At 54.4% G+C, this 25,255-nt stretch carries 20 protein-coding genes and 1 tRNA gene; 16 read left to right on the top strand and 5 right to left on the bottom strand.

The features are described 5' to 3' along the window. Positions 1-14: 14 nt before the first annotated feature. Positions 15-2,594, top strand: coding sequence for a CHAT domain-containing protein (locus AC23NW_RS20915; RefSeq protein WP_487451779.1), 2,580 nt, complete (start codon positions 15-17; stop codon positions 2,592-2,594). On the opposite strand, the gene AC23NW_RS20910 is transcribed toward AC23NW_RS20915, so the two are convergent. Both AC23NW_RS20910 and AC23NW_RS20905 read right to left on the bottom strand, forming a co-directional pair. After that, positions 2,569-3,279: an anti-sigma factor gene (locus tag AC23NW_RS20910; RefSeq protein WP_487451778.1), complete on the bottom strand. Its 711-nt coding sequence runs from the start codon at positions 3,277-3,279 to the stop codon at positions 2,569-2,571. The genes AC23NW_RS20915 and AC23NW_RS20910 overlap by 26 nt on opposite strands. Beyond that, positions 3,263-3,859, bottom strand: a complete 597-nt coding sequence (locus AC23NW_RS20905) for an RNA polymerase sigma factor (protein ID WP_487451776.1) — start codon at positions 3,857-3,859, stop codon at positions 3,263-3,265. Before AC23NW_RS20905 ends, AC23NW_RS20910 begins: the two co-directional genes overlap by 17 nt. A 138-nt stretch (positions 3,860-3,997) precedes the next feature. Here AC23NW_RS20905 and AC23NW_RS20900 point away from each other — a divergent pair, with 138 nt between their 5' ends. Next, positions 3,998-4,957, top strand: coding sequence for a helix-turn-helix transcriptional regulator (locus AC23NW_RS20900; protein WP_487451775.1), 960 nt, complete (start codon positions 3,998-4,000; stop codon positions 4,955-4,957). Positions 4,958-5,009: 52 nt separating this feature from the next. On the opposite strand, the gene AC23NW_RS20895 is transcribed toward AC23NW_RS20900, so the two are convergent. Then, entirely contained in the window at positions 5,010-6,236 is a 1,227-nt protein-coding gene (locus AC23NW_RS20895; protein WP_487451774.1) for an acyl-CoA dehydrogenase family protein, read from the bottom strand. Positions 6,237-6,361: 125 nt separating this feature from the next. Here AC23NW_RS20895 and AC23NW_RS20890 point away from each other — a divergent pair, with 125 nt between their 5' ends. The 3 genes from AC23NW_RS20890 to AC23NW_RS20880 all read left to right on the top strand — a co-directional run bounded on the left by AC23NW_RS20890 (position 6,362) and on the right by AC23NW_RS20880 (position 9,323). Further along, positions 6,362-7,969, top strand: coding sequence for an NAD(P)/FAD-dependent oxidoreductase (locus tag AC23NW_RS20890; protein ID WP_487451773.1), 1,608 nt, complete (start codon positions 6,362-6,364; stop codon positions 7,967-7,969). Between the two features lie 48 nt (positions 7,970-8,017). Further along, entirely contained in the window at positions 8,018-8,620 is a 603-nt protein-coding gene (locus tag AC23NW_RS20885; protein WP_487451771.1) for an RNA polymerase sigma factor, read from the top strand. Between the two features lie 127 nt (positions 8,621-8,747). Further along, the gene (locus AC23NW_RS20880; protein WP_293843697.1) at positions 8,748-9,323 is read left to right on the top strand and encodes a hypothetical protein; all 576 of its coding nucleotides are present in this window, start codon (positions 8,748-8,750) and stop codon (positions 9,321-9,323) included. An 85-nt stretch (positions 9,324-9,408) separates the two neighbouring features. On the opposite strand, the gene AC23NW_RS20875 is transcribed toward AC23NW_RS20880, so the two are convergent. Further along, positions 9,409-10,341, bottom strand: a complete 933-nt coding sequence (locus AC23NW_RS20875; RefSeq protein ID WP_487451769.1) for a M20/M25/M40 family metallo-hydrolase — start codon at positions 10,339-10,341, stop codon at positions 9,409-9,411. 166 nt (positions 10,342-10,507) lie between these two features. On the opposite strand from AC23NW_RS20875, the gene AC23NW_RS20870 reads away from it, so the two are divergent. Next, positions 10,508-10,666, top strand: a complete 159-nt coding sequence (locus AC23NW_RS20870; protein ID WP_177225839.1) for a chryseobasin-related MNIO class RiPP peptide — start codon at positions 10,508-10,510, stop codon at positions 10,664-10,666. Between the two features lie 12 nt (positions 10,667-10,678). Next, positions 10,679-11,821 carry a multinuclear nonheme iron-dependent oxidase gene (locus AC23NW_RS20865; protein ID WP_487451767.1) on the top strand — a complete coding sequence of 381 codons (1,143 nt, stop codon included), beginning with the start codon at positions 10,679-10,681 and terminating at the stop codon, positions 11,819-11,821. A 115-nt stretch (positions 11,822-11,936) separates the two neighbouring features. On the opposite strand, the gene AC23NW_RS20860 is transcribed toward AC23NW_RS20865, so the two are convergent. Continuing rightward, a tRNA-Ser gene (locus tag AC23NW_RS20860) sits at positions 11,937-12,023 on the bottom strand. A gap of 333 nt (positions 12,024-12,356) precedes the next feature. Here AC23NW_RS20860 and AC23NW_RS20855 point away from each other — a divergent pair. From AC23NW_RS20855 to AC23NW_RS20815, 9 genes are all read left to right on the top strand, one after another. Beyond that, positions 12,357-12,968: an RNA polymerase sigma factor gene (locus tag AC23NW_RS20855; RefSeq protein WP_487451765.1), complete on the top strand. Its 612-nt coding sequence runs from the start codon at positions 12,357-12,359 to the stop codon at positions 12,966-12,968. 263 nt (positions 12,969-13,231) lie between these two features. Next, positions 13,232-14,332, top strand: coding sequence for a FecR domain-containing protein (locus AC23NW_RS20850; protein ID WP_487451763.1), 1,101 nt, complete (start codon positions 13,232-13,234; stop codon positions 14,330-14,332). A gap of 158 nt (positions 14,333-14,490) precedes the next feature. Further along, complete coding sequence (locus AC23NW_RS20845) at positions 14,491-17,946, top strand: TonB-dependent receptor (RefSeq protein WP_487451761.1); 3,456 nt, start codon at positions 14,491-14,493, stop codon at positions 17,944-17,946. Between the two features lie 6 nt (positions 17,947-17,952). Continuing rightward, the gene (locus AC23NW_RS20840; protein ID WP_487451759.1) at positions 17,953-19,455 is read left to right on the top strand and encodes a RagB/SusD family nutrient uptake outer membrane protein; all 1,503 of its coding nucleotides are present in this window, start codon (positions 17,953-17,955) and stop codon (positions 19,453-19,455) included. Positions 19,456-19,492: 37 nt separating this feature from the next. Next, positions 19,493-20,563 (top strand): LamG domain-containing protein, encoded by a 1,071-nt coding sequence (locus AC23NW_RS20835; protein ID WP_293841862.1) that lies wholly within the window; start codon positions 19,493-19,495, stop codon positions 20,561-20,563. Between the two features lie 96 nt (positions 20,564-20,659). Continuing rightward, complete coding sequence (locus AC23NW_RS20830; protein WP_487451757.1) at positions 20,660-21,955, top strand: extracellular solute-binding protein; 1,296 nt, start codon at positions 20,660-20,662, stop codon at positions 21,953-21,955. 71 nt (positions 21,956-22,026) lie between these two features. Next, the gene (locus AC23NW_RS20825) at positions 22,027-22,878 is read left to right on the top strand and encodes a carbohydrate ABC transporter permease (RefSeq protein WP_293841867.1); all 852 of its coding nucleotides are present in this window, start codon (positions 22,027-22,029) and stop codon (positions 22,876-22,878) included. A gap of 6 nt (positions 22,879-22,884) precedes the next feature. Beyond that, the gene (locus tag AC23NW_RS20820) at positions 22,885-23,694 is read left to right on the top strand and encodes a carbohydrate ABC transporter permease (protein ID WP_293841870.1); all 810 of its coding nucleotides are present in this window, start codon (positions 22,885-22,887) and stop codon (positions 23,692-23,694) included. Positions 23,695-23,698: 4 nt separating this feature from the next. Beyond that, positions 23,699-25,141, top strand: coding sequence for a glycoside hydrolase family 130 protein (locus AC23NW_RS20815; protein WP_487451755.1), 1,443 nt, complete (start codon positions 23,699-23,701; stop codon positions 25,139-25,141). Positions 25,142-25,255: the final 114 nt, after the last annotated feature.

Below are 25,255 nucleotides of genomic sequence, written 5' to 3'. Positions count from 1 at the left end.
CCACCTATACAGATATGGCCCAGTATAACAACTCGCTGGAAATGACCAGGCGCTCGTGGCACTATTATCAGCTGATGCCCAACAAAACGGCAGCCGCGCGTTTTGGTATCCTGTCTGCTTTCGGCATTTATCATCAATCCGGCTGGCAGCTCGATTCAGCCCAGCATTATTTTAAACAAAGTGCTGAATTACTCGAAAAGCAACGCACCCTTTACAAGGAAATACCTATTTATGTTCAGGATTATTATATTAATTATGCTTACTTAAATTACCAGATGATGGCTTACGCAGAAGCCATAAATTTAAGCAAGCAGGCACTGCAAATCGTACCGAAAGTTTCCAAAAATAATTTACAAATTGCCGGGCTGCACAATACGCTCGGAAAATGCTACCGGGAAATAAAAAACTTTGCCGTTGCAGACTCCTTTTTCCTTAAGGCTATTGAGGTCTACAAAGGCTACCCTCTTTATCAGGCGATTGTTTATTGTAATCTGGCCGAGGGCCAGTTACGGCAACAGCAAATGGGTCCGGCAGAAGAAAGTATTGATAGAGCCAGACAGCTTTATGACCTGTCGCGGCAACAGTCCGGCGGGCCACCGGACATGGATCTGGAAGTCCGGCTGCTCGAAAACGCCTCCGAACTCTACTGGCAGAAAAAACAATTGCCGGCCGCACTGGCAGCCAGCAAACAGCTGATTACCTTTTCGAAAAAATTAAACCCGGCCCTATCGCATCAGCGTGTTGAAGCATACTGCCGGTTAAGTGAAATTTATAAGCAGCAAAAACTCTGGGCCGACGCCGAACGTATGGCGGCCCTGGCAATCCGCGAAGCGTATGGCCTCAAGAATTCAGACCAGTCCGGACTAACGCCTTACCTGCCCCAGGCCTATCTGAAAGCCTTACTCAATGAGGCTCACCTGTTACTGGCCATGCCGATGCAGGACAAATTCCTGCGGTTTGAAAACAGCAAAACGGCCTTATCTAATTATGAAAATGCCATTCGTATCACAGCCTCGCTGCGCCGGTCAACATCCCTGTCTGAATCAAAGAATTTTCTGAGCACCTTTACAGCCGAGCTTCTGGAACCGGCCTTCATGCTTTGTTATGAGCTTTCACAGCAGGCGCCCCAACCTGAAGAATATTGCCAGCGCGCGCTTGATCTGCTGGAATTATCACGGAATGCGTTGCTGACCGACGCGCAGACCGAACAGCAACTTGCCCGTTATTACCTGCCGAAAGCCACCTTCAACCAGCTGATGGCGATCAAAAAGCAGTTGAGCCTGCTGATTCTGCTCCGCGAAAAAGACCGTGACCCGTATGCGCAACAGCAGATTTCGGGAAAAATCCAGACACTGGAATCGCGGCTTGTCAATTTTCAGGCTCAGACCGAACGGCAGTTTCCGCAATATGCCAGCGCCCGCCGCGAACTGAATGAACGGTCTCTGACGTCATTACAACAGAAAATCGGCCCGACCGAAAGTGTAATCAGCCAGGTTTTACTGCCCAAAGGGCTGTTACTGATTGGTTGCTCGCGGAAAAGAGCTACGCTCAAATTTGTGCCGGTCGAACGCAACCGGCTGATCGGGCTTGTCAGTAAGTTCAAGGCCGAAATCAGCCGGGACCCGGGCGTAGTCGGCAGCTATAACCCGGCTTTTGCCCGTCAGTTGTACACGTATCTGATTAAGCCGCTGGAAGCCGAAATGCTGGCCGGCTCTAATAGCCTGACCATTCTGCCGCCCCCTGAACTGATGATTCCCTTTGAAGCCCTTGAAGGGAAGCCCGGGGAATACCTGATTGAACGATACAATATTGGTTACCTGTTTAATCTGTTCGCTCTCTTTACGAACGAATTGCCGGAGCAGCACATGTCGGTACGGCCACTTGTAATTGCACCCTTCACTGATTCCGGCCATATGATAGCAAACCGGCGCGGCGGCCCTGTTTTACAGACGTTACCTGCGTCCCGCCGTGAAATTGATATTTTCGGAGGAGATGCCTTACAGAATGAAGACGCGACCAAGAAGCAGTTTCTGGAACAGGCACCTAATGCCAACCTGATTGTTTGCGTAACGCATACGGTACCGGAAGCGGGTGAAACGGCGCTTGCGTTCTGGCCCGGCGAAACCGACTATTTACTATATCCTTCTGAAATTCAGCACACAGACTTGCGTCAAAGCCGGCTGGTGGTATTATCGGCCTGTGAAACCGAACGGGGCGAAGCCCTTGCGGGTGACGGTATACAGACGCTGGGCCGCTCGTTTACCTGGGCTGGGGCCAAAGCGGTAACCTGCTCTCTTTTCCCGCTTAACGATTCCGTGCAGGCGCGTCTGGGCAATGCCTTTTACCGTAAACTGTCTGACCGGCAGACGATCCGCGAAACATTGCGGGAAGCAAAGCTGGATTTTCTCCGCTCGGATGAAGCGCATCAATCCGGGCGGCATCCGTTCTTCTGGGCTGGTGTTATTGTCTTTGGGGGCAGTCAACCGTTTAAGAGTGCAACCTCCCAAAATTATTGGCCGCTGCTGGGTGCACTGGTATCGGTGGTACTGGTGGTCGGCTGGTTATCGGTTAAGAAAAAAGATCAGCCCACATAAGCTGCGCCTTTAACCGCAACTGACTCATAAAACTGCTCTGGAAGTGTGGCTTGGCCAGGTTGTTATACAGGTTAAAATAATGCCGCGCTTCCTCCACTTTTCCTAATTTCAGGTAGGCATGCGACAGGTTCCACCACGTACATTCCTTTAAATAATCACTGACATTGGCGCCTGCTGTCTGCTTATAATACGGGATAGCTTCTTCATAATCACCATTGACGAACAGTTCGTTGGCCAGTATAAAGTTGTTGAGCGCCGCCCGTTCGTCCGGCCGTAAGCCGTCAGGTGTGGTTTCAAGCGCAAGGCGATGAACCTTCGGGCTGATGTCTGCATTCGCCAGATCAACCGTATTTAAGGTGAGGAAAGCGCCGTTTGCCAACAAAACAACGGCCGCGATGGAGGCAGCCTTTACCCAGAAGCGGTTACCAAGACCGATCCGGCGCACAGGAACCGTTGTTTTGTCAGCGACAGCCTGTTCGAGATCCAGGCGTTTTACTACCTGCCGGGCCAACAGGGCCAGCTCGGCCTCTTCGATGTGGACTTTCGTTTGTTTCATGGCGTGAACAAGATCCCGAAAACCAGTATCTTCGATCATACGAAGCTCAATGGTCCGGCATTCATCTTCGGACAGGTGACCGTCCAGATAACGGTCAATTTTTTCAAGTAACTCAACCGGGTAATTCATATGCTTTCAGCAATTCTGCCAATTGTAAACGATAACGATAATAACGCTGTTTGGCTGCTACCTCCGAGATGCCAAGAATCTCCCCTATCTCACGATGGGTCCGCTTTTCGTAATGGTACATTCGTATAAACTCCTGACCATCTTTGTCGAGCCGGCTCATAGCCCATTTAAAGACTCGTTCCTGCTCACGGTCGATTATTGCGGCATCGGCCTCTGGAGGATTATCGTCGGTCAGAACAAAGTAATGGCTGTCACGCTGTAATCGGCGCAATTCACTCTCCCGAAACCTGAAATACCTAAGTCTGCTTATCTTCCACAGGTATGTCTTTACATCTACATTGTCTTGCAGCGTAAACATACCACGCCATACATTCTCTAAAAACGCAACAATTACCTCCTGGAATAAGTCATCACAAAACGCCTGGTCAAATAAAAGTAAATCCCGTTGAGTATCGGAACGTACGAAACTTGTAACGTATCCTTTGTAACGGTACAAAAAGGTCACGGCTCGCTCCACTTCAGCGGGCTGTTTGGAGCGAATGGCCTTGACTAACTCTTGATCCGTCATCGGATGGTGCATGAATACAGCGGAAAACTAATTCTTTTTATCCCTTAATAAGGCTCGGTACCAAAAGGTAACACGGAATTCAAAAAAAAATTAAAAATAATGGATAATGCCCCTTTTTGAGTAGAATTGTATTCCGAAAACGACAACCTCATGAACCGTATTGACCGCCTGACTGCTATTCTGATTCACTTACAGACAAAGCGTGTTGTGAAAGCCCAGGAACTGGCTAACCGGTTCAATATCAGCCTCAGAACAGTTTACCGGGATGTGCGTGCCCTCGAGGAAGCGGGCGTTCCGATCGGTGCAGAAGCCGGAATCGGGTACTTTCTGGAGGGATACCAACTTCCGCCCGTAATGTTTACAAAATCTGAGGCATCGGCCCTGCTGTTCGGCGCAAAATTCATTGAGCGATGGGCTGACGCCTCTGTTAAACAGGAATTTGAATCAGCACTCTATAAAATTAAGGCCGTTCTCAAACGACCGGACCAGGAGCATCTCGACGACCTCGAAGCATCGGTCAACGTACATAAGCCCAAAACAGCTCCCGATTATACCGACGGTTTCCTGACTGATATTCAGCAGGCAATCACCCGGCGGCAGGTGCTGCGGTTTGTTTATTTTTCCTTTTATTCCGATCAGACGATTACCCGCGAGGCAGAACCCGTCGGTCTGTTCCATTATGGCCAGGCCTGGCACCTGATTGCCTTCTGCCGCCTCCGGAATGATTACCGTGATTTCCGCGTAGACCGGATTACCGACATGACCCTCACCGGCGAACAGTTCTCCCGCAAAGAGCGCCTGTCGCTCGAAGAATACCTGAACCGCCCGAACGATCAACCGGCCACCTACGAAGTTACCCTGCTTATCCACAAACGGGTCAAGCGGTTTGTACACGAGACCAAACATTTCTGGGGACTCCATTCAGAAGAAGACGACGGCGAGTACATCCGGATGTGTTTCCGGACCTGTCAGCCGAAAGGACTTGCGCGCTGGCTTCTTTCCTATGGCGATGCCGTTCAGATCGAGTACCCCGATTCGTTTAAGTACCTCGTTCAGGAAATTGTGGAAGACCTGCACAGCCATTACCTGAAATCTGAAGTGGTTTTGTAGAAACAAGACCTGCCTTGTCTCTACAAAACAATATTACACCCTTGTTGCTTTGCTAGCCCTTAAACGCCGGAATGCCCGTAATATCGGCCCCCATGATCAGCAGGTGAATATCATGCGTCCCCTCATAGGTTACCACTGATTCGAGGTTCATGAGATGGCGCATAACCGGGAAATCGCCGGTAATCCCCATCCCGCCCAGCATCTGCCGCGACTCACGGGCAACGCGCAGCGCCAGTGCCACATTATCCCGTTTGGCCATCGAAATCTGGGCGGTCGTGGCCCGTCCTTCATTCTTGAGTACACCCAGCCGCCAGCAAACCAGCTGCGCCTTGGTAATATCGGTCAGCATTTCGGCCAGTTTTTTCTGCATAAGCTGAAATGCGGCAATCGGTTTATTGAACTGAATCCGCTCCAGCGCATACCGCCGGGCGGTTTCGTAGCAATCCATCGCCGCACCGACCGCTCCCCAGGCAATGCCGTAGCGCGCCTGATCGAGGCACTGCAACGGGCTCTTCAGACCCAAGGTTTCGGGCAGCATATTCTCTTTAGGAACCCGTACATCCTGAAACACCAGTTCGCCGGTAACACTCGCCCGCAGCGACCATTTTTTATGAATTTCCGGCGTTGAAAAGCCTTCCATGCCGCGCTCCACGATCAGGCCACGGATTTTTCCCTGGTCGTTTTTGGCCCAGACAATGGCTATGTCGGCAATGGGCGCGTTGGTGATCCACATCTTTGCCCCGTTCAGGATATAGGCAGAACTGGTTTCGGTAAAACTGGTTTCCATCCCGCCCGGATCAGAGCCGTGACCGGGCTCGGTCAGGCCGAAGCAGCCAACCAGTTCGCCGCTGGCCAATCCCGGCAGGTATTTCTTTTTCTGTTCTTCGGTACCAAAGCGCCAGATCGGATACATGACCAGCGAGCTCTGAACCGACACACACGAGCGCATGCCCGAATCGCCCCGTTCAATTTCCTGCATCATGAGGCCGTACGAAATCGAATCAAGCCCTCCCCCGCCGTATTCGACCGGAATCGTAGGGCCGAACGCCCCGATCTGGCCAAACTTTTTGATAATCTGGGTTGGAAACTCCGCCCGCTCGGCGCACTCTTCAATGATCGGACTAATCTCACGGCGGACGAAATCGCGGATCGACGAACGAACCAGTAAGTGTTCGGACGAGAAGAGATCATCAATCTGGTAAAAATCAGGTGCGTCAACCGGACTTGTTTTAGCCGGGTTAGCCGGCTGCCGGTTCGTTGTTGTTGATGCTGGTTGCATAGGTTTCAGGAGAACCGTTTCCGGTTCAGTTATGTACGTAATGAACTCCCCACAGCATGTGCTTGTTAGCGGAATATGGCCTAAATTTGCCAAAAAAGTTGAGGATAACTACCTCACATTCGTCTATGATACACGCTTTCTCCCTCACCCTGGACCCTCAACAGGCTCTTGATGAGGCTGCTTTCCGTGCCTGCGCACTAGCTCATCTCCGTTTGCCGGACACCGCCGATGTTGTTGTTCGCAAGAAACGCCAGTCAATCGACGCGCGCGGGCGGCAGGTCCGCATTCACGTTGACACCGAAGTCTATACCGGCGAAGTTCCGCCACCGCTGATAAACTACCAAAAAAGTTATCCTGATGTTCGTCAGGCCCCGCAGGCCATTGTGGTCGGTGCGGGACCGGCCGGGTTGTTTGCCGCCCTCCGCCTGCTCGATTTCGGGATCAAACCCGTCGTTATCGAACGGGGCAGTGATGTGCGCAAACGCCGCCGCGATCTGGCCGCGATCAATAAAGACCATACGGTTAACCCCGAATCGAACTATTGCTTTGGCGAAGGCGGGGCCGGTACCTATTCCGATGGCAAGCTCTATACGCGGGCCACAAAGCGCGGCGACGTCCGGCGGATTCTGGAGATTCTGGTCGCCCACGGTGCCACGGATCAGATTCTGGTGGATGCCCACCCACACATCGGTACCAACAAGCTGCCGAACGTTGTGGCTGATCTGCGGCAGACTATTCTGGATGCCGGCGGCGAGATCGTTTTCGATACCAAAGTAACTGATCTTATTCTCGAAGGCGATGAAATGCGGGGTGTGGTAGCCGTTGATCTGGAAAAAGGCACAACCCGCGAGATTACCGGCCTCGGCGTTATTCTGGCAACCGGTCACTCGGCCCGTGATATATTCCACCTCCTCCACCGGAAAGGCATCACCATCGAAGCCAAGCCGTTTGCGATGGGTGTCCGGATTGAACACCAGCAAACCCTCATCGACTCGCTGCAATACCACTGCGCCGACCGTGGCGACTATCTCCCGGCGGCCTCGTACAGCCTTGTTACCCAAACCCGCTTTGGCGGCGTAGAGCGCGGCGTGTTTTCGTTCTGCATGTGTCCCGGCGGCTTTATTGTCCCGGCCGCTACAGCCCCCGGCGAGCTGGTCGTCAACGGTATGTCACCTTCGCGCCGTGACTCGAAATTTGCCAACTCGGGTTTGGTCGTATCCATCACCGATGCGGACCTGAAACCCTATGCCGAACACGGTCCGCTGGCGGGACTGATGCTGCAGCAAGCCGTTGAGCAACGGGCGTGGCGTATGGGCGGTGGTTCGGAAACAAAAACGTCACAGGTGGCACCGGCCCAGCGCATTGCCGACTTTGTGAACGGCCGCGTTTCCGGCAGCCTGTTGCCGACCTCCTACCAGCCCGGTTTGCTGAGCGCCGACATGAGCGATGTGCTGCCCGACCACATAGCCCGGCCACTCCGTGACGGGCTGCGTGACTTCGGTAAGAAAATGCGCGGGTACCTGTCCAACGACGGCCAGATTATCGGTGTCGAAAGCCGTACGTCGTCGCCGGTCCGGATTCCGCGCCATCGCGATACGTGTGAGCACGTACAGATCCGCCGGCTGTTTCCGTGTGGAGAAGGGGCCGGGTATGCCGGTGGCATCGTGTCGGCGGCTATGGACGGCGAACGCTGCGCCGAGCAACTCGCATCGCTCTACCGAAACGTGTCCTGACAGATACATCATTCAGTATAAACACAGGGCTTCTGCCTTTTTAGCCATATGGCAGTACCTGGCTTCAACGACGAACAACAACTTTGGCGGCAATTTCAGCGCGGTGATGAACAGGCGTTTCGTGAGCTGTATCAGGCTCACGTCCGGCATCTGCTGAATTACGGCCTCCGGCTAAGCGGTTCGTTATCAGTTGTTGAAGACTGCATTCAGGATCTGTTTGCGGAATTGTGGCAATACCGCAAAACCCTTATGCAACCGGCTTCTATACGCTTTTACCTGCTTAAGGGACTCCGGAACCGGCTCAACGCCCGGTACCGCAAGGATATTCCGTATGCTTCGGGTTGGGATACCGACCCGGAGCTGCCTTTTCCCGTTGAGCCTTCGACTGAACAGCGGCTTATCGAGCTGGATATGGACAACGAGTTGCAGGAACGGGTGCGGCGGGCTATGGCCTCGCTGTCGCCGCGGCAACGCGAAATCCTGTACCTGCGTTATTTTAATGACCTGACCTACGAACAAATCTGCGACGTAACGGGTATCAATTACCAGACGGCCCGCTCTCAGGTTTATCAGGCACTCAAAACACTGCGCGGCGAAATGAAAACCAACTGGCCGGCTCTCATCAGTGTAGTAGTCTGGCAATTCTCCTGAACGCTGATAATCATCACCAATAAAATCAATTCAATATCCGGATAGTACCACTCACTCAGTTTGTTTAGCAACCGGACGGGAAAAATCGTTAAGGAGAAAACTTTCCCTGTTAACGATTTCCCCCAATATGAACACCTTAAAACATAAATCCGCGCTGACTACGGCTGATTTTGGACGCTGGCCCAAGGTCAGAGTACGCACCAGCCACGCTACTAACCCTGATCTGGATCAGAAATACGGTACGCTGAGCTGTGTTCTGTTCCATCAGGAAGGGCTTAATATTTACATCGATGGTCTGGTTGTGCCCTGGTATTTCCGGCCGGAGCAGATCACACCTTTATTGCGCCCTGCCTATGCCCTCACCGATGAGGAAGCACGGCAGGTGTTTACCCTGGCCTTTGGCCATACGCCGGCCGATCCGGTTTCGGTCATCGCACAGGGCAGCGACGGGGTGGCAGTTTGCAGCGGGTTTGACAGTGTGATTATTACACCCGACGACTTCCGGATCACCAGCATTGCCAATCCGGTTGATGGCATGACTGTACCGAAGCGGGTTAGTGCGGCGCGGGTCTATCAGTTTCTCGACGGTTGCGGCATCGACACAATGGGCTATCTCTCGCAGGGCCTCGCCATGCCACTCGACGAAGCCAAAGCCACCAGCCCCAAAGAACCCTTCGTCACCATCGAACGCATCGCAGCCTGAATGCTACAAAGGCGCTGAGAACCCGGACAGCACGACGTTTCTTCGTGCGCCTTCGTTTCTTTGCGCCTTCGTGGTTTGACAGGTACTACTGTACCGACGTGAAAACCAGTTTCGGGTGTTTCAGGGCGTTATCGATCAGCCGGATACCTAGTTCCAGAATTGCGGTTTCGGCCTTAACGTCGATCTTTTCCGCATCGTCGGTAGGCGTGTGGTAATCCGGATGGCCGCCGGTATGGAAGAACAGGACCGGAATTTTCTTTGCATAAAACGCCGCATTATCGGAGCCACCGTTGCCGGCCCGGTCGGTAAAGAATTTGATCGGTGCCGTAACATCCTTAAAAATCGCAGGCCAGGCATCAGCCGTCCCATACCCGCCGATGCCGATGCCCCGCTCCGGATTATAGCGGCCGATCATGTCCATACATAACATGAAATCCATTTTTTCCAGTGGCAGCGTCGGGTTTTGCAGGAAATAACGGGAACCCTGTAAGCCTAACTCCTCGGCTCCATAAGCCATAAACAGGAAGTTGTACGGCTCTTTCTCCTTATTCTGGCTGTAATGACGGGCCAGCTCGAGCATACCGGCCACGCCGGATGCATTATCGTCGGCCCCGTTATGGATCTGTCCTTCCGAGCCTTTGGCCAGCGAACTACCCTGCCGCCCCTCGCCAAGGTGGTCATAATGCGCACCGATGACAATGGTATAGTCAGCCTGATTGTCCAGAAAGCCAATCACATTACGGGCTTCCCGCAGGCTGTCCGGAACAACGATCCGGCGAACTTTAGCCGTAAATGACTGGTAATAACCATCGGTTCCCAGCGGGGCCAGACCGTATTTTTTAAACTGCTTCGCCACGTAGGCAGCGGCCTTTGCATTTTCGGGACTACCGGTACCACGGCCTTTCATCTTGTCAGACGCCAGGAAGGCAATATGCTTCGTGATCCGCTTAGGGTCTGGCATTTGTGCATACGCAGTAGCCGAACAGAGCAATAAAGCGGCGAAAAGCTTGTTTTTCATTGGAGAGAAATCAGGATTTGTAAAAGTCGAGGCGCAAAGGTAACGACACCGCCCAGAACCGGCAACACCAAAAATTCTCCTCTGATTTGGCCATTGCCTTCCAACGCTTTACCGGCCAAAGTACTCTATTGTCACGAACAGTATACATTCCCCTGTTTGGTGACGCATGAAAATTCCGAAAACCTTACTTCAGACCATTGCGGTGGCCGTGGCGGTAACAACCGTCAGTGCATCCTGCAACCTTGATATCGTGAAGCCCAAAAAGGACAAAGCCGAAAAAGAGAAAAAAATGCCGTACGACTGCCCTGGCTGCGGCTTAGGTTAATTCTGACGCGCTATGGCAATTTATCCGGCACTGGCCTGCAATCTGGACCAACACCTGTTGCAGGCCGGTTTACCCCTCTTTGCGGCCGAACAGGTTGCGGCCCTGGAATGGTCGTTCGATAGTTTGTATGCACAGCCCGGACTACCTGACTGGTTCGATGAACTGTTGCAGACCTACGCGCAGGCTGGCCGGCTGGTCGGGCACGGCGTTTTCTTTTCCATTTTTGCGGGCCGCTGGCGACCGGAGCAGCAAACCTGGCTCAGTCAGCTGGCCGACCGCGCCCGCCGCTATCGCTTTGATCATGTCACGGAGCATTTCGGGTTCATGACCGGTGCCAGTTTCCACGCCGGTGCGCCCATGAGTGTGCCGCTCAACACAACCACCCTGCGCATCGGTCAGGACCGGCTGCAACGCATCCAACAAGCCGCCGGCTGCGCCGTTGGCCTTGAGAATCTGGCCCTTGCCTATTCACTGGATGATGTGAAGCGGCAGGGCGATTTCCTGCATCAGCTGCTGTCACCCGTGGATGGCCTGTTGATTATGGACCTGCACAACCTCTACTGCCAGAGCCATAATTTCGGCGTTGACTGGCGTGAGCTGCTGGCGCTGTATCCGCTTGACCGCGTGCGCGAAATCCACCTGTCGGGCGGTAGCTGGGAAGATTCCGTAAGCGAGCCGGGCCGGACTATCCGCCGCGACACCCACGACGAGTCGGTACCCGGCCGGTTATTCGACTGGCTGCCGGTGGCCATTGACCAGTGCCCGAACCTGAAGTATGTAGTGCTGGAACAGCTCGGTCGCGGACTGCTTACCGATGCGGCCCGACTGCAGTACCAGGCAGACTTCACACGCATTGCCGGTTGTGTAGCGGCCCACCCGCGCGCCTCAGCCGTATCCTCTGAGCGGCTTTTCCGGCCGGAAGCGCTGCTACCACCAGCCGTACATCCCCTCGAAGACGAGACCCTCGCGCGGCAACAGCAGCACCTTACCACCATTCTGGAAACCGCCCCTACCCCGCACGAAGCCCGGCAACTGCTCGACGCTTCACCCCTTGCCCACAGCGACTGGGGCATTGAGCGCTGGCAACCCGCCATGCTCGAAACCGCCTTAAGGATTGCGCAGAAGTGGAAGAATGGGTTTCAGAAGAGTAAATAACCTATGTGTAAGCTCTCCTTACAGGAGAATGTAATTGACAAGAGCATAAGGAATACTCTCATTTCTGCCCTTTAAGCAATGCTGAAGTTTACTTTTTCACTTAACAGGAAAATTGCAGAGAGGAAGAGATTCGAACTCTCGATACGGTTTCCCGCATACACACTTTCCAGGCGTGCTCCTTCAACCACTCGGACACCTCTCTGTATATCCATACTGAACATCAATTGCTTGTTTATCCAGTATGGATGATTTTCCTATGTAAAAGGCCCCCATTTTTGGCCCTGCATCCTCTGATTGCTCAGCGAATGGGGCGCAAAATAACAGACTATTCCCTGAAAATCAAAGAGAATATACCACCACCCTTGCAATTATCGACCCTAAACCGCTCAAAACCCGCCTTTTAAGTAAACACTTCCGGCGTTCCGGATAATAATTTATTTCACACGCATACAAAACCTACCCTTTTTTAGTTATAGCTTTAACACTATTCCTTCAATTTATTGCAGTATAGCAGCACGACCTACGATTACTACCCATGGTAACGCTTGACAACTCTTTTTCGGACACTGATCATGAGCACTGGGACGGTATCCGTTCGGGCGATAAATCAGCGCTCGAGGCGTTGGCAACCCGCTATTATCGTCCTCTGTTTCACTATAGTACAAAATTTACGGCGAATCACGCCCATATCGAAGACTGCCTCCAGGACCTATTTCTGACCATCTGGGAAAAGCAACAGGCCCTGCCATCGGTCCGGTCGGTTAAAGCGTATTTGTTTACGGCCATCCGCCATAACATTCTGCATCGCACCCAGCGCGACAGCCTGTTTCGTCCGCTCAACGAGACCGACGATGCGGAGGCTCCTGATATCAGCCCCGAACGGCTGTTGCTGCGTCACGAAGATGACATGGTGCAGCAGCAGCAACTCAAAAAATCACTCGACCAGCTCCCGCAACGCCAGCGTGAAGCCATTTACCTCCGCTATTTTGAGGATTTGTCGTACGAGGAGATTGCCCACGTCATGGGCCTGAACCGGCAGGTGGTCGCCAATTATCTGCAACACGCGTTGCAGACTCTCCGCAAACATTATCAGAAGATTGTCTTCACCGGCCTGCTCGTCCTGCTGACCTGGTACTGGCTTAGCTAGCGGGCTGGTCATACTTCACCAAAAAGCACAACATACTGATTATGAATCACAAAAATTACCACATAACCACATGGGGCACATAAGCATACAATCTATATTTTCTATGTGACTATGTGGTAAACACATATGGATACGTCTCTCCTTTTATCCATTGTCTTTTGCGCCGTCAAATTTTTTCAAAAAATTTCACCACAGCAAGATTACTTTTTCTTTTCCCGATACTCATCGCTATACCAACGGTATGAAACAAGAACAATAAAGCGGTGACGCCACAGGAATTAATCGATAACGAATCATTCAGGCGATGGGTATTTAACCCCGTCGGTGAGGCCGCAGAAGCTGACCGGTTGTACTGGGAAGACCTGCTGGCAGCACACCCGGAATATGAAGCCAGCGCCGAACTTGCCCGGGAGTTTCTGCTCTCCGCACGCGGCGACTTACCGGCCCTGTCCGATCAGCTGGTTTCGGGTAATATCCGGAAACTGATGGAGCAGGTCAGCGATGAACGGGTAGCTCTATACGAAACGCCGGTCTTGCCGCTGGTGCGTCGCCCGTGGCGATGGATGGCGGTGGCGGCCAGTGTGGCCGTATTGCTGCTGGCCGGTGTCTGGGCCAAACGCCATTGGATGACGCCGGATTCGGTCTATGAAGCCTTCAGGGAACAGGCTCCGGCAACCGTAACGGAGATCGCCAATGCCGGTACTACCCCACGGCTGGTCCGATTACCCGACGGCAGTCTGGTGAAGTTGCAGCGAGGGGCCCGTATCAGCTTTCCGGCTACGTTCGACGCTGACCGGCGGGAGGTATACCTGAGCGGCACGGCCTTTTTTGAGGTGGTCAAAAATCCGGCGCAGCCTTTTTTGGTCTACGCTAACCAGCTGACCACGCGCGTTGTAGGCACCAGTTTTACCATTTATGCCCCTGCACTCGGGCAGACCACACGCGTCGTTGTCCGGACGGGCAAGGTGGCGGTGTATCCGGTGCAGCCGGCCAAACCAGCTACCCCGCCGGCAGCGCATACGGTGATGCTGACCGCCAATGAGCAGGCAACTTACCGCGAGGGAGCACCCGAAGCCGAAAAGTCGGCGGTTGACGCCCGCATGACGGTAACGCCTGAAGCACTGGCGAACCGCTTCACCTTCCGGCGAACACCTTTACCGGCGGTGTTTACAACCATCGAACAGGTATACGGCATCAAACTGCTGTATAACGCCGCCGATTTTACGCACTGTACGCTGACCACACGGCTCGAAAACGAATCTCTGTTCGAAAAGCTTGATGTGATCACGGCCAGTACGGGGGCTACGTACGAACTGACGCCCGACGGCAGTATTCGCATTGTACCGGGTCAGGGTTGCCAGTAGGCGCTCCGGCTATACTATATCAGTCCAGTTTACTCAACATGATGCAACACTCTTTTACTCAACACCCGTTGGGCACCCGTATGCCTTTCCGGCAAGCGTTGGCCTTTTGGCAAACGGTGGGTGACCGGATCCATTCACGTTTTCCGTTGACTCAGCTTATGCGACTTTCTCTGGTATACGCCTGTCTGCTGTTGGGCTGCATGGGCAGTTTGCTGGCCAATCCGGTTAAGGGGCAGAACGTGCTCCGCCGTACCCTGAGCCTGACCATTGCGAATCAACCTATTGAAAACGTCCTCTCACAGGTCGAAAAGGCGGCGAACGTCACGTTTTCGTACAGCTACGAACTGATTCAGGGCAGCCGCCGGGTTAGCCTGAATGTCCGGAACGAACGGCTGGATAATGTGCTCAATTCGCTGCTGGGGCCGGTAAACGTGGGCTACGAAGTCGTTAACAGCCGGCTGATTGTATTGCGCCGTGCGCCAAAAGGTATGGCCGCCACTCCCTCTGAATCGGCGGCTGTCCGCCCGGAGCTAATCCCGCTGGAGTCGACCGGACCCGCAGCCATCGACAAACAAGTAGCGGGACAAGTGACGGACGAAAAAGGACAGGCGATCCCGGGCGTTAACGTGATCATCAAAGGGTCAACAGCCGGCAGTACCACCGACGGTGACGGCCGCTACCGCCTGAGTGTGCCCGACGACGGCGCCGTTCTGCAGTTCTCGTTTATAGGGTACGTTACCAAAGAAGAGATCGTCGGAAACCGCACGCAGATTAATGTTACGCTGGCAGAAGACAACAAAACACTGAGCGAAGTGGTCGTTGTCGGCTATGGTACGCAGAAGAAAGCCGACCTCACCGGTGCCGTATCGACCATTTCGGGCAAAGACATTAACCTGCTGCCGGTGGGCGGTGTCGATCAGGCCTTGCAGGGCAAAGCCGCCGGTGTTCGGGTAACACAGTCGTCGGGTGCACCGGGCGAGGGCGTTGCCGTCCGGATTCGCGGCGTGGGCACCATCAATGACAACAGCCCGCTGTTTATCATCGACGGCGTACCGACCAAAGATGCGTTCAGTGTCCTGAACCCAAACGATATTGAAAGTATTTCGGTACTGAAAGATGCCTCGTCGTCAGCTATTTACGGTGCACGGGCGGCCAACGGGGTTATCGTGGTGACGACCAAACGCGGCAAAACCGGTGCCCCGCGTATCTCGTTTAATTCGTACACCGGTATTCAGCAGCACGGCCGGCTGATTCCGATGGCCAACACGGCCGAGTACGTGTCGATTTTTAATGAATCGGTGGTGAATGACAACGTGGGCGTTGAAAACCCGAGCCTGCAACGCCGCCCGATTCCGACGGGTACGCAACTCCCCGATACGGATTGGCAGCGCGCCATTTTCCGCACGGCTCCGATCCAGAATTACCAGCTGTCGATCAGCGGCGGTTCAGAAAAATCGCGCTACCTGATTTCGGGTAACTACTTTGACCAGCAGGGAATTATTCTGAATTCGGGCTACAAGCGGTATGCGCTCCGCACGAGTCTGGACACCGATATCGGCAAAGGCCCCAACGGCAGCGGCCGCTTTAAGATCGGGACGAATCTGAACCTGAACTATGGGATCCGCAACATCGTGGGCAGTTCGGGCGACGGCTACGGCGGCAACGGTGGAAGCATCGTGCGCTATGCCCTGTTCCGTTCACCGGCCATCGCCATTTACGACCAGAACGGCAATTACACCGACCTGCCCGCCAGCCCTGCCCTCTTCGGCGACGGCTACAACCCCGTCGGACTGGCCCAGAAACAGGACAACACCGAAACCCAGTACCGGGCTTTCGGTAATCTCTATGCCGAATGGCAGATTGCCAGATTCCTGCGCTTCCGGAGTGATGGCGGCCTCGACATGAACATCCTGAACCGCAAGATTTTCAACGAGAACTGGGGGACTAACAACCGGATCAACAGCCCGGCGTCGCTCGTAAACCAGGTGGGGCTGCTCAGCAACCTGAACTGGAACAACACCCTGAATTACAACCGTATATTCAACGAGCGGCACGATTTGGCGGTGCTGGTAGGTACCGAAGCCATCAAGAACATCAACCGCGTTATCGGCGGCTCCGACCGCAACTATATTGATCAGGTCGCCAACCTGCGGTATCTCGGCCGCGGTATTGATCCGACCGGCAAAACCAGCTTTGAGGGCGATTCGCGGTGGGCGCTGTTTTCGCTGTTCGGCCGCGTAAATTACATCTACAACAACCGCTATCTGTTCACGGCCAACATCCGCCGCGACGGCTCATCGCGTTTTGCCCCGCAGAACCGCTACGGTACGTTTTTCTCGGGTTCACTCGGCTGGAACATCGATCAGGAGGCCTTTTTTAAACCACTGGCCGGTACCGTTTCGCTGCTGAAGCTGCGGGCCAGCATTGGTCAGCTCGGTAACCAGGACATCGGTAATTACCCGTTTGCGTCGATTGTCGGCAGTGGCTACAACTATCCGCTGGGCGACCCGCAGCAAACCAATCCGGGCTACGCCATCGTCAGCCGCGGCAATACCAACGTGAAGTGGGAATCCTCGACCCAGAGCGACATCGGGCTGGAAACCGCTTTTCTGAATAACCGCTTACAGCTCACGGCCGATTATTTTATCAAGGTAACATCGGACATGCTGATTCCGGTGCCGGGGCCGAAATCGGGCGGGGCCGCCGGAGCGCCGTATGTCAATGCGGGCCGCGTGCAGAACAAAGGACTGGAACTCGACCTGACCTACCGCGACAAAAAAGGTGCGTTTACCTACGACATTACCGCCAACGCCTCGTTCATCAAAAACAAAGTACTGTCGCTCAGCGACGGGCGGCCGATTCCGGGCGGACGGATTGACAACGGGGTGTTTGCCACGCTGACTGAGCCGGGCTATCCGATTGGTTCGTTCTACCTGTTGCAGCAGGAAGGCATTTTCCAGAGCGATGCCGAGATTTTCACCAGCGCGTTTCAGGGCAACACCATCCGTCCCGGCGACGTGAAGTTTAAAGACATCAACAACGACGGCCGGATCGACGAAAAAGACCGCTCACACGTCGGCAGCCCCATTCCGACGCTGCTGTATGGCCTGACGGCGAACCTGCAATGGAAAGGATTTGACCTGTCGGCGTTCTTCCAGGGGGTATCGGGCAACAAAATCTATTACCAGGTCGCTACCGACGTTGAAGGGTTTTACCGTGCGTTCAACATCACCCAACGCGTCGTGGATGACCACTGGACCGGTCCGGGTACGAGCAACACGCAGCCACGGGTATCGTGGAAAGGAGCCGCCAACAACAAGCAGCCATCGACGCGTTTTCTGGAAGACGGGGCTTATACCCGCCTGAAAAACCTCCAGATCGGCTATACGCTGCCGCAAAAACTGGCCCGCAAAATTGCCGCCGGCAGCGCCCGTGTGTATATCAGCGGCCAGAACCTGCTGACGTTCACCAGATATCCGGGCCTTGATCCGGAAATGCAGACCAGCGACAACGTCAACAACGAACAGTTCCGGGGTGATGTCGCGGTTGGTATCGACTGGGGCACCTACCCTGCTGCGCGCACGTACACCATCGGGCTTAACCTTAACTTCTAGCAACGTATGAATCGCTTTCACGCATTTTCTATCATGACGCTGCTGCTGGTGTCGGTCAGTAGCTGCTCCGATTTTCTGAATGAGCAGGTCCGGGGCGATTATCCGGAGTCGGCGTTTTTCCAGACCGAAGCCCAGGCCACGCTGGCGATCAATGCGGCCTACACCCCGCTGGCCTTTTTCACCGACCGCAACCGCCTGTGGGTGTTCGGCGACGTGGCATCCGACGATGCGGCCAAAGGCGGTGATCCCGGCGATCAGGCCGATATCGGGCTGGTCGATGAGTTCCAGATCTACCCCAACAACGGCGTGATCGAATCGCAGTGGGGTGAACTCTACGAGGGCATCAGCCGCTGCAACAACGTCATTCAGAAGGTACCGGCGGTCAACATGGCCGACGCCAACAAAAACCGGATTCTGGGCGAGGCCCGTTTTCTGCGGGCGCTATACTACTTCTATCTGGTCAATATCTACGGGCCGGTGCCGGTTGTGCTGGAGCCCAAAAACCCGAACGAACTACAGATTGAGCAGTCGCCGGTCGATTACATCTACACGCAGGTGATTGAAGCTGATTTACAGGAGGCGATCAAAAACCTGCCGGCGGTGCATTCGGGCGCCAACGTCGGGCGGGCAACCAAAGGAGCCGCAACGGCGCTGCTGGCAAAAGCCTATCTCTACGAGAAAAAATGGCAGCAGGCAGCCGAAACGGCCGCGCAGGTACAGACAATCGGGCTGTATGAACTGCTGCCGGTCTACAGCCAGAACTTCGACCAGGCGCACAAAAACAACAAGGAAGCAATCTTCTCGGTCCAGCACCTGACGGGACAGGTACCGTTTACCGGCAACCGCCTGAACCAGTGGTTTGCGCCACGGGCCAACGAAAACGGCTATTTCTTCAACGTACCGACCCAGCGCTTTGTCGATGAGTTCGAAAAGACCAGTGCCGGTGTGGCCGACCCGCGGCTCGACTATACGGTGGCCCGCAGCGGCAAACCGTGGATCGACGGGACACCGTATGACCCGACCTGGTCGCCGACGGGCTACCTGAACAAAAAGCATGTGCAACCGCTGTCGGAAGTACCCCGGAGCACCAAAGCCGACGGCAACCTCAACTACGTGGTCATCCGGTACGCTGATGTACTGCTGTGGCAGGCCGAAGCCCTGAACGAGCTGGGCCGCTCTGCCGAAGCCCTCACCTACCTGAATCTGGTCCGGAAACGGGCCCGTGAAAGCTACCGGTACGATACGAACCTGAGCACAACCGGCACTGCACCAACCGGCCTGCTGCCCGACGTGACCAATGCCACCCAGGCGACGCTCCGGACACTGATTTATCACGAACGCCGCGTGGAGCTTGGTTTCGAGTTTCACCGCTACTTCGACCTGATGCGCTGGGGTAAGGATATTGCCCAGGCCGCCCTCAGCGACAAGCCGTCTTTCAAGTACGAAACAACCCGTTATTTCCCGATTCCGCAGAGCGAACGGGACACGAATAAAAAGCTTAAATTCTGATTAGTAATCGTTTAACTTAATGTCAAATACGCGTTTTATGAAAAACAACACATTTTCTGCAAGCAAGTTGCTTTGGGGTATCGTCGCCTTTATGATGGTCATGGTGTTTACGCAAAGCTGTAAAAAAGACGATGGCCCGACAGTAGCGCCCGTGGATAAAAGCAAACTGAAAGCCCGCCTCGACAGTGCCAATGCCTCGTACAACGCCGCCGTTGAAGGTACAGCCGTCGGCCGTTACGAAACCGGTTCGAAAACGACGTTTAAGACTGCCATCGATGCTGCCACAACCGTTAACAGCGACCAGAGTGCTACGCAGACAGCGGTCAACAACGCTTACGTAAACCTCGGTCAGGCGTACACAACGTTTGAAAGCAAAAAGGTACAGGAAATTGCACCGAGCAACCTGGTGCTGTATCTGAAGATGGACGGTAACGCCAACGATGCGTCGGGCAAAGGCTTCAACGGTACGCTGAAGCAGGGCCATGCCGGCTGGGGCGCGGGTACGGTGACACCGACGAAAGACCGGTTCGGAGCCGACAGCAAAGCCTATCACTTCGAAAAAGGCGGCAATATCGAAATTCCGTACAACGCCTCCCTGAACCCTGCCAAAGAACTGAGCATCAGCCTCTGGGTCAAAATGGACTCGTCGCGGGCCAGCAACTACCTCGTGTCGCTGAACCGCTGGAACGGCTACAAGTTCCAGTTGCAGGAAGCCAACAAAACGTTCTTTACCGTAAAAACGACAACCGGTATCTTCAACGATAAGGATGCCGAAACCGTTACGCTCGATAAAGGTAAGTGGTATCACGTAGCCGTTACGTACAAATCCGGCGAAATGAACTTTTACATCGACGGTACACTGATAAAAAGCTGGACCGACAAAACCGGCGACCCTGCTTCGGTGAAAAGCACGATCAACATGACGATTGGTCAGGATTTGCCGACCAGTCTGTATAACAACATAGAAGCCAACGATGCCGACGGCAACAACTTTAACCGGCCGTGGGGTGGCTATTTCACCGGCGACATGGACGACCTGCGCATTTACAACGTTGTCCTGAGCAGCACACAGATCAAGTCGGTATACACGGCTGAGAAGGGGAATTAATTTTTGAATGAATAATGGATAATGAACAATGAATAATGGCCCGACGGCCTTCATCCTCATTGCTCATTATTCATTATTCATTTTACATTGTTCATTATGATGAAGTGGCTGATTGGTTTCATTGTGCTGGCGGTGGCCGGGAGTTGTTCGCAGAACGAGGGCAACCGGCCGATGGTGTTCTGGTGTTCCAACAACGCGGGCGAAATCGCCTTTGCGAAGGAGTTTACCGAACGCTGGCAGCGCACCCGCACCGACAAGCCGCTCCGGTTTCAGCCGATTCCGGAAGGGCAGTCGAGCGAGGAAATCATTCTGGCTTCGGTGGTTGGCAAAACAACGCCGGACATCTACGCAAACATGTGGCAGGGCAGTGTGGAGATGTATGCGAAAGCCCACGTACTGATACCGCTGGATACGCTGAAGGGCTTCATGGACTTTATCCGGAGTCGTTGCGACAGCAGTGTTATCCGCGAAATCACGTCGGCCGACGGGCATATCTATCAGGTGCCCTGGAAAGTAAATCCGATTATGACGCTGAGCAACCGGCATGCCCTGAACAGCCTCCGGGGTATCCGGCCTCCCTTCAGCTATACCAGCTTTCTGGAAGCCGGGCGGCAGTTTAAACAGGACAACAACGGCGACGGCTACACCGACCGATGGCTGGGCTATACCGAAGTAAAAGCCATCTGGTACCAGCGGCTGTTCAATTTTTACCCGCTTTACCTGGCTGCCTCCAACGGCGCCCCGCTCATTGTCAACAACCGGGCGGCCTTCAACAACCGCTATGCGGTGGAGGTATTCCGGTTTCTGCAAAACCTTTACAAAAACGACTATTTCTCCCGCGAACGGCTGTCGGCCACCCGCGACCCCTTCATCGACGAACGCATCGCCACCCAGTTTTCGGGGCCGTGGCAGGTGTCGTACCTCGAAAAATTCAAGAAGCCCGGCTTCGAATACGACTTCTGGCCGATGCCGGTTCCCGCAGCCCTTGCTTCCGGCAACAACCCGATCTATACCTATGGCGATCCCAAAAACATTGTTTTGTTCAACACCTGCCGCGACCCGCAGGCCGCGTGGGAGTTTGTCCGTACCCTGGTCGACAATCATGGCGACCTGCGGCTGATGGAACTGACGGGACAGTTTCCGCGCCGGAAGCAGCTGGACACCGACCCGTATTTTGCCCCGTATTTCAGCCGGAATCCGCGGACCCAACCCTTTGCCCGGCAGGTACGCTACATCAAAGGCGTCGACAACTGCGCGGTCATCGTGGAAGTATTCGACATTATCTCACAGGAATACGAAGCCTGTGTCATCTATAACCGTAAAACGCCCGAAGCCGCCATCCGCGACGCCGCCAACGCCGTGAATGTGCTGCTCGAAAATAATGATGATTGAGTGATTGAGTGATTACTAGCAGCAGCCACTCAATCGCTCATTCGCTCAATCACGCAATTGCTCAACAGACTATGAAAAAGCTCCTTCCCTATTGGCTGGTGGCGCCGTATGTGGTGCATATGCTGGTGTTTGTGGCGTTTCCGGTGGTGTTTTCGGTCGTGCTGACCTTTCACCGATGGAATATCATATCGCCGATGGAGTTTATCGGCCCCGATAATTACGTCCGGCTGTTTAAAGACCGGCTGTTCTGGCAGGCGCTGTTTAATACGTTCCGGTTTCTGCTGGTACACATACCCCTGCAGATCGGTATCGCCCTCGGGCTGGCCGAACTCCTGAACCGTACCCTGCGCGGGGCTTCGTTTTTCCGGGCGGCGTTTTTTCTGCCCGTTATTGTGTCGGGCGTGGTCGTAACGATTTTGTGGCAGCAGCTGCTGAGCTTCAACTCCGGTATGCTCAACCGGCTGATTGCCGGCATCGGGCTACCGCGCGTGGCCTGGCTCGACGATCCGGCGGTGGCCATGTATTCCATCGCCATCATGGCGACCTGGAAAAACGTCGGGCTCTATGTCATTCTGTTTCTGGTGGGCCTGCAAACGGTACCGCCGCAGTACTACGAAGCCGCTGACCTTGAAGGAGCGACCAGCTGGCAGAAATTCCGGTACATTACCCTGCCCATGATTAACCCGACCATTTTTACGGTGGTAGTACTATCGACCATCGGCGGGTTTTCGCTGTTCATTGAGCCGTATATCATGACCGAAGGCGGACCACTCAACAGCACCCTCTCGGCAGTGATGTACATCTACCAGCAGGCGTTTCAATACTACCACATGGGCTATTCAGCCACGCTGGGCTTCTTTTTCGCCCTGCTGATTCTGGCCGTTGTTGCCATTCAGAAACGATACGTCGAACAGGAAATTTAACGAATTATGTCAACCTTTCTGCGCTATTTCCTGCTTATGCTGGCTGCGGCATCGTTCATTTATCCGTTTGTCTGGATGCTGAGCGCCTCCCTGTCATCGGAGAGCGAGCTCGGCAACCTGACGCTCTGGCCGGTCGGCTTCACGTGGGCAAACTATGTCACGGTTTTTTCTAAGATTCCGCTGGGACGGGCCTTTGTCAACAGCGTTCTGGTGGCCGTGACCACAACCGGACTGGTACTCATATCCGGTGCTATGACGGGCTACGCGCTGGCACGGCTACAGTTCCGGGGGCGGAATCTGATTTTTTACGTCATCATTTTCACGATGACGCTGCCGTTCCAGATCACCCTCATCCCGAACTACATCACGATGGTAAAGCTGGGCTGGGTGGATACCTATTTCGCGCTCATTGTACCGTTTATGCTCAATTCCCTGTCGATTCTGCTGTTCCGGCAAGCGTTTACGGGCCTGCCGCAGGCCCTGATCGACGCCGCCCGGCTGGATGGCTGCGGGGAGCTGCGGATTATTTTCCAGATTCTGTTCCCGAACATCCTGCCAACGGTCCTGACCATTACGATCCTGACGTTCATGGGCTTGTGGAACGAAGCCTTGTGGCCGCTCATCGTCATCCGCGACGAACCAACCATGACCATGCCCCAGCTTGTCACCCTGTTCTCGGTCGGTGGCCGCGCCGACGGGCAGCTGACGGTCAAGATTGCGGCGGCGGTTATGCTGGCCATTCCGATTATTGTTTTGTACCTGTTTTTCCAGCGACACTTTATCCGAAGCATGGCCTCATCGGGCCTGAAAGATTAACGATATGCAGATTACGCGCACGGCCATACGGTTTACGGCCAACCCCGAACGGGTGATTTTACGCTACCTCAGCCTGCAAGGTCCCCACCGGGTGCCCCACATTGCCGAACGGATCGACCGCCTGAGCGAGCCGGAAGCGGAATCGCTGCTGGCGGAGACACGAACCCTGTTTGCCGACCGGCACCGGCACCTCGACAATGCGTTCCGGCAACACCTCGCCGAAGCTTCACAGCGGCATTCGCTGCCGGAGCACTGGTCAGAGACCCGCCGGCTGCTGCTTGGGGCCTGTATGACGATGGAGTATTCAACGCAGGCGGCGGCGCTCTTTAACCCGTCGATTGTGCGGCACCCCGATCAGTCGGGACTGCCGGAGGGTACTATACGCTTTATCATGAGCCTGCGGGCCACGGGCGAAAGCCACATTTCGTCGGTTGAATTCCGGACCGGTTTACTGACGGCCGACGGGCAGATACAGCTCGACGACCTGACGCCCTACGCGACCCGATCGGCCAAAAACTGGCAGAAGGCATATACCAAAGACTTTGTGCGGGAACGGCTCCGGTACTTTCTCCATACGTCGGAAAACGTACTGGACGAACTGCCGGATACGTTTACGGCCCCCGAAGCGGCCCGGATCCTGACCAACCTCCCCGATTCGGGCGGGCACAGCCGCTTTTATGAATCGCAGAAAGCGCTGCTGGAGATTCTGGACACCAACTATGACCTTGTCTGCGAACCGGACGTACCACTGACCGAGCGGGTCATTTTTCCGAACGCCAAGGGCGAAAGCAAAGGTATGGAGGACGTGCGGTTTGTGCAGTTTACCCATGAAGACGGCACCACCTGCTACTACAGCACCTACACGGCCTACGACGGCGAAACGATCAAGTGCCAGCTGATGGAAACCACCGATTTCGTCGAATTCCGCGTCCGGACCATGTACGGTGACGGTATTCAGGACAAAGGCATGGCGCTGTTTCCCGAAAAGATCGGCGGCCGGTATGTGATGCTGAGCCGGCAAGGCGGCGAGTATATCAACATCATGTTTTCGCAGGACCTGCACGTCTGGGATAGCTGGCAAACCCTGGCCAAACCCGAATTTGGCTGGGAAACCGTGCAGCTCGGCAATTGTGGCTCACCGATTAAAACGGAGCAGGGTTGGCTGGTACTCACGCATGGCGTCGGACCGCTGCGCCGCTATGCCATCGGGGTAATCCTTCTTGATTTACAGGACCCGACCAGGGTGATCGGGCGATTAGCGAAACCGCTTATCGAACCGCTCGAATCCGAACGCGAAGGCTACGTCCCGAACGTGGTCTATACCTGTGGCTGGCTTCAGCACAACGACCAGCTGATTATCCCGTATGCAATGTCTGACTCGGCCTGTGGTATCATTACCCTGTCAGTGCAGGAACTGCTGGACGAGTTTCACCAAAAGAATATGTAACTTAAATCCAAAATGACTCAACGTACGTTAGTATATCTGTGTTTTGCAGCCGTCCAGTTCGGGCTGCTTTCCTTCGCCTGCAAAAAAGACCCGGTTTCTTCCAATTACTCTACG

The organism is Arsenicibacter sp. R0_47 (genome assembly GCF_057652235.1).
The sequence above is the reverse complement of the archived record's forward strand: the minus strand, read 5'-3'. Positions and strand labels throughout refer to the sequence as shown.

Bases quoted from the DNA above. Each gene is read 5' to 3' on its own strand.
- AC23NW_RS20915 (WP_487451779.1), top strand. From the start codon at position 15: ATGGCCCAGTATAACAACTCGCTGGAAATGACCAGGCGCTCGTGGCAC.
- AC23NW_RS20910 (WP_487451778.1), bottom strand. From the start codon at position 3,279: ATGAATTACCCGGTTGAGTTACTTGAAAAAATTGACCGTTATCTGGAC.
- AC23NW_RS20905 (WP_487451776.1), bottom strand. From the start codon at position 3,859: ATGCACCATCCGATGACGGATCAAGAGTTAGTCAAGGCCATTCGCTCC.
- AC23NW_RS20900 (WP_487451775.1), top strand. From the start codon at position 3,998: ATGAACCGTATTGACCGCCTGACTGCTATTCTGATTCACTTACAGACA.
- AC23NW_RS20895 (WP_487451774.1), bottom strand. From the start codon at position 6,236: ATGCAACCAGCATCAACAACAACGAACCGGCAGCCGGCTAACCCGGCT.
- AC23NW_RS20890 (WP_487451773.1), top strand. From the start codon at position 6,362: ATGATACACGCTTTCTCCCTCACCCTGGACCCTCAACAGGCTCTTGAT.
- AC23NW_RS20885 (WP_487451771.1), top strand. From the start codon at position 8,018: ATGGCAGTACCTGGCTTCAACGACGAACAACAACTTTGGCGGCAATTT.
- AC23NW_RS20880 (WP_293843697.1), top strand. From the start codon at position 8,748: ATGAACACCTTAAAACATAAATCCGCGCTGACTACGGCTGATTTTGGA.
- AC23NW_RS20875 (WP_487451769.1), bottom strand. From the start codon at position 10,341: ATGAAAAACAAGCTTTTCGCCGCTTTATTGCTCTGTTCGGCTACTGCG.
- AC23NW_RS20870 (WP_177225839.1), top strand. From the start codon at position 10,508: ATGAAAATTCCGAAAACCTTACTTCAGACCATTGCGGTGGCCGTGGCG.
- AC23NW_RS20865 (WP_487451767.1), top strand. From the start codon at position 10,679: ATGGCAATTTATCCGGCACTGGCCTGCAATCTGGACCAACACCTGTTG.
- AC23NW_RS20855 (WP_487451765.1), top strand. From the start codon at position 12,357: ATGGTAACGCTTGACAACTCTTTTTCGGACACTGATCATGAGCACTGG.
- AC23NW_RS20845 (WP_487451761.1), top strand. From the start codon at position 14,491: ATGCGACTTTCTCTGGTATACGCCTGTCTGCTGTTGGGCTGCATGGGC.
- AC23NW_RS20840 (WP_487451759.1), top strand. From the start codon at position 17,953: ATGAATCGCTTTCACGCATTTTCTATCATGACGCTGCTGCTGGTGTCG.
- AC23NW_RS20835 (WP_293841862.1), top strand. From the start codon at position 19,493: ATGAAAAACAACACATTTTCTGCAAGCAAGTTGCTTTGGGGTATCGTC.
- AC23NW_RS20830 (WP_487451757.1), top strand. From the start codon at position 20,660: ATGATGAAGTGGCTGATTGGTTTCATTGTGCTGGCGGTGGCCGGGAGT.
- AC23NW_RS20825 (WP_293841867.1), top strand. From the start codon at position 22,027: ATGAAAAAGCTCCTTCCCTATTGGCTGGTGGCGCCGTATGTGGTGCAT.
- AC23NW_RS20820 (WP_293841870.1), top strand. From the start codon at position 22,885: ATGTCAACCTTTCTGCGCTATTTCCTGCTTATGCTGGCTGCGGCATCG.
- AC23NW_RS20815 (WP_487451755.1), top strand. From the start codon at position 23,699: ATGCAGATTACGCGCACGGCCATACGGTTTACGGCCAACCCCGAACGG.